Source organism: Ideonella sp. P3_A4 (genome assembly GCF_056403075.1).
The window spans coordinates 1-4,070 of the sequence record NZ_JBFUGE010000543.1 but is presented as its reverse complement, the minus strand read 5'-3'; the positions used below and the strand labels follow the sequence as shown (position 1 = coordinate 4,070).

Sequence of the window (4,070 nt, the reverse complement as noted above, 5' to 3'; positions counted from 1 at the left end):
CACTGGGAGTGTCGGACTGCATATGGATCCCTCGGCGGCAACGGTCTTTTCGCTCTCACCCTGGCGGTTCATCGCGACGGTGGTTCGAAAGTGTGGGCCGTGCCCGATCCGGCCACCGTCAGCGGCCGGTTGAAGTTCTCGTAGGACATCGACCCGTCATGCACACGCGCGGCAGTGACCGCGGAAAGCCGATCACTGCGGCAGCGTGCCTCGCCGCCACGTGTTGGCTGGCGCACCGACACGCCTGATTTGCTCAGGCACAAAGCTTCGAGCGGCTTCTGGTCCGCCAATTGCACTGACAAGCGAGGACTATCATGGTCAGTGAACACCTGATCTCAGCGAAGGACTTCCATGTACGACGACCCATTCACCCGGAGTTTTCTAGCGATCATGCGTCGCAGACTCAAGGAGCACGAGGCCAAGTTTCCAATGAAGATGGTCCGGCTGAAGGCGGAAGTGCTGGCGGCCAACGCGGCCTACCAGTCAGCTGCAACAGATGATGACCGCGATCGGGCGATCGAGCGTGAAGACCTGGCCGTTGCGGCCCTGTGGACGAATCGACCGACGCTGACCACCAAGACCACGGGCTGAGCCTGCAGGCCGGGACGGAAGACTAACCGAACGGCATCGGCATCGAGTCGGGAAACACGCCTTCGACGCCCCAAACCACCTTCTCGTCGTTCGGATTGGCCCAAGGCTGCGCGCTCAGCAGATCGGTGATCGCCTCCGGCGGAACGGCCTTGCTGAAGTAGAAGCCCTGGAATTCATTGCAGCCGTGGTTCCTCAGGAACTCGATCTGCCCCTGGGTCTCCACGCCTTCAGCCACGATGTTCATCTTCAGCGACTTGCCCATCGTGATGATCGCGTCCGTGATGGCCCTGTCTTCCTGGTTGACGGGTAGGTCGCGAACAAACGAGCGGTCGACCTTGATCGTGTCGATCGGAAAACGCTTCAGGTTAGACAGCGACGAATAGCCCGTGCCGAAGTCGTCGAGCGACAGGTGGATCCCCAGTTTCTTGAACTCCGTCAGCACCTTGCTTGCCTTGTCGACGTCGCGCATCAACAGACTCTCGGTGATCTCGAGTTCGAGAAACGTCGCATCCATCTTCGTCTGCACCAGGATCGCGCGAACGTCCGACAGCAGCTGATCGTCGTAGAACTGGCGCGCAGAAAGATTGACCGACATGCGCAGCGGTGGGTAGCCGAGGTCGCGCCACGCCACATGCTGCTGACAGGCGGTGAGGAGCACCCAACGCCCGATGGGCACGATCAAGCCGTTTTCCTCGGCCACCGGGATGAACTTCACCGGGGACACCGGACCCAGATCCGGGTGCCTCCAGCGCAACAACGCCTCCACACCGGTCATCTGGCTGGTATGGCAGTCGACCTTCGGCTGGTAGTGCACCTGAAGCTGCTGATTGTCCAGCGCTCGCCGCAGGCTCGACTCAAAGGCGAGCCGTTCGATCGAATGCGTGTTGAGTTGGGCCGAGTAGAAGGTGAACGTGTTCTTTCCGTCTTCCTTCGACTGGTACATCGCGATGTCCGCGTTCTTCATCAAAGTGCGTTCGTCATCGCCGTCGCTCGGGTAGACGCTGATGCCTATGCTGGCCGTCACATGGAATTCATGGTCACCCAGGTTGAGGATTCGAGAGGCCGCGGCCAGGATCTTCTGCGCCACCGTTGCCAACTGCTCTGCCCCGGCAACGTTCGAGACCATGATGACGAACTCGTCGCCGCCCGTCCGCGCAATGCAGTCGCTCTCCCGCAGACAGGATTTGAGTCGTGTCGCCATTTCCTGCAGCAGCAGATCTCCCGCCGGGTGGCCGAGCGTGTCGTTGATGTTCTTGAAGCGGTCGAGATCGACAAAAAGGACCGCCAGCTGCCGGTTGTAGCGCTTGGCTTCCTGCAGCCCCTGCTCGAGCATTCTCGAGAACATGCCGCGATTGGAAAGCCCGGTGAGTTTGTCGTGGAAGGCGAGGTATTCGATCTGCTGCGCCGCCAACATGTCTTCCCGCAAGCGTTTCCAAAGCGATCCATTGAGCTTGAAGCCCAGGAAGCCGACAAGCACGGCGCAAAGCAGCCCGGCGCCGGCAACCGAATAGATCTGCCAAGTGGTGGCGTCCAACAACTCCTGGTAGATCTGGGTGTACTCGACGATGACCGCACCGACGACAGGCCCGTACACATCCTTGCTCTGATAGCGCGGTACGGCGATTTGCTTGGCACCGTCAGGATGATTGCTGCTTCGCTCGACAAATGGCCTGACTTGGCCGTCCTTGATCGTTTTTCCAACCTCGTTCGCCGAGTCTTGGTCGAACACTTGGCCGATCTCTGTCGGATCCGCGTCCGCGAGGCCTCGCTTCTGAGCGTCCACAACGACGATGTCGCTCCCGTACAAACCATGCATCCCCTCGATGTACTGCTGCAGGTGCTCGCTATCCAATACAGCGCTGTACGCAACCGATCTCGCCAGATCACGCGCTTCCGCCTTGGCACCTGGATCGACGGCGCCGAGTTGAAACTGGATCACGACGACGGTGAGCGCGATGATGGCCGCGCAGGCGGCCGTGAAAGACATCGCGATCTTCCGGCGAGCGCCAATGGCTGCTTGGGTGGACATGACAGGTTCCTTTCAGGAGCTGATCGATGCACTTCGCCATCTCCCGTGCATCGGATTGCGCGCGCTCCTGAGGCGCGCACAGGTCGCCATTTGCCGCCGAGTTCGAGTGACTCTTGGCGCAGGGCCTGGCTTCGGCACTGACACTACTCACCCTCGTGCAGCCTGGTCTGTGCGGCCTCGCACTCACGAAGACTCGGCCACCGGCGGCAGCGAACAAACAGGCCGCTGACCTGCAGCCGTAGCTGGCCGAACCGGTCGCCTGAAGCCGTTTCGAGCGCCTTGGCGCATCTGGCAAGGCGCCGGCAAACAGGAACTCGAGCTGACAGGTTTCGGTTTCGCACCTCGCGCTGTGTGCGCTGTCGCACAGTCGACCAGCACCAAGCCGAGGACGATGGGCGTCGGCTTGTCGGCACCCCATGACGACTGTTTCGACGACTGGCTGGCTGGTCTGAGACTGTGATCAGCGTTGTCCAACAAGGAGTCCAACCATGCGCCGCGTCCTCATCTTGTCCTGCACTGTCGCCGTCGCCGCGCTTGCGCTGGGAGGCTGGAACAGCGGCGGCACCCTGGTCGCGGCCAATGACAAACGCAGCGCACTGGCGAGCCCAGCATCGCCGGCCAGCGGCCCGCGCAAGGGCGACTTCGGCCCACCACAAGGCCAGCCGATCCGGGCCGTGTTGACCAGCCCGCCGCAGGTGCCTGCAGCGCTTAACCGTTCGGCCCCGGCCAAGGTGATCGTCGAGCTCGAAGTGATCGAGAAGGAGTTGCCGATCTCCGAAGGCGTGACCTACACCTTCTGGACCTTCGGCGGCACGGTGCCGGGCAGCTTCATTCGTGTGCGMCAAGGCGACACGGTCGAGTTCCACTTGAAAAACGCGCCCGACTCGAAGATGCCGCACAACATCGACCTGCATGGCGTGACCGGGCCTGGTGGCGGTGCAGCCTCCAGCTTCACCGCACCGGGGCACCAATCACAGTTCAGCTTCAAGGCGCTCAATGCCGGCCTGTTCGTCTACCACTGCGCCACGGCGCCGGTAGGCATGCACGTGGCCAATGGCATGTACGGCCTGATCCTGATCGAGCCGCCGGGCGGCCTGCCCAAGGTGGACAAGGAGTACTACGTCATGCAGGGTGATTTCTACACCCTGGGCAAGTACCGCGAGAAAGGCCTGCAGGCATTCGACATGCAAAAGGCCATCGACGAAAAGGCGACCTACGTGCTGTTCAACGGCAGCGAAGGCGCGCTGACCGGCGACAAGGCCATCAAGGCGAAAACGGGCGACACCGTGCGCCTGTTCGTCGGCAACGGCGGCCCGAACCTGGTGTCGAGCTTTCACGTCATCGGCGAGATTTTCGACAAGGTCTGGTTCGAAGGCGGCACGCATTTCCAGGAAAACGTGCAGACCACGCTGATCCCGGCCGGCGGCGCGGCAATGATGGACTTCCAGGT

Annotated in this window: 3 protein-coding genes; 2 read left to right on the top strand and 1 reads right to left on the bottom strand. The window is 61.7% G+C overall.

The features are described 5' to 3' along the window. The first annotated feature begins 351 nt into the window (after window positions 1-351). Window positions 352-591 carry a hypothetical protein gene (locus tag AC1DYI_RS28570; RefSeq protein WP_477207508.1) on the top strand — a complete coding sequence of 80 codons (240 nt, stop codon included), beginning with the start codon at window positions 352-354 and terminating at the stop codon, window positions 589-591. Window positions 592-613: 22 nt separating this feature from the next. Here AC1DYI_RS28570 and AC1DYI_RS28565 read toward each other — a convergent pair whose 3' ends face one another. Next, on the bottom strand, window positions 614-2,620 hold the full coding sequence (locus tag AC1DYI_RS28565) for a putative bifunctional diguanylate cyclase/phosphodiesterase (protein ID WP_477207507.1): 2,007 nt from the start codon (window positions 2,618-2,620) through the stop codon (window positions 614-616). Between the two features lie 488 nt (window positions 2,621-3,108). Here AC1DYI_RS28565 and nirK point away from each other — a divergent pair. Further along, window positions 3,109-4,070 (top strand): copper-containing nitrite reductase (gene nirK / locus AC1DYI_RS28560; RefSeq protein ID WP_477207506.1); only part of this gene is annotated, 962 nt, incomplete at its 3' end.

What these genes read in the sequence shown, in the direction of transcription:
- AC1DYI_RS28565 (WP_477207507.1), bottom strand. Translation starts at nt 2,620, where the DNA reads ATGTCCACCCAAGCAGCCATTGGCGCTCGCCGGAAGATCGCGATGTCT.
- AC1DYI_RS28570 (WP_477207508.1), top strand. Translation starts at nt 352, where the DNA reads ATGTACGACGACCCATTCACCCGGAGTTTTCTAGCGATCATGCGTCGC.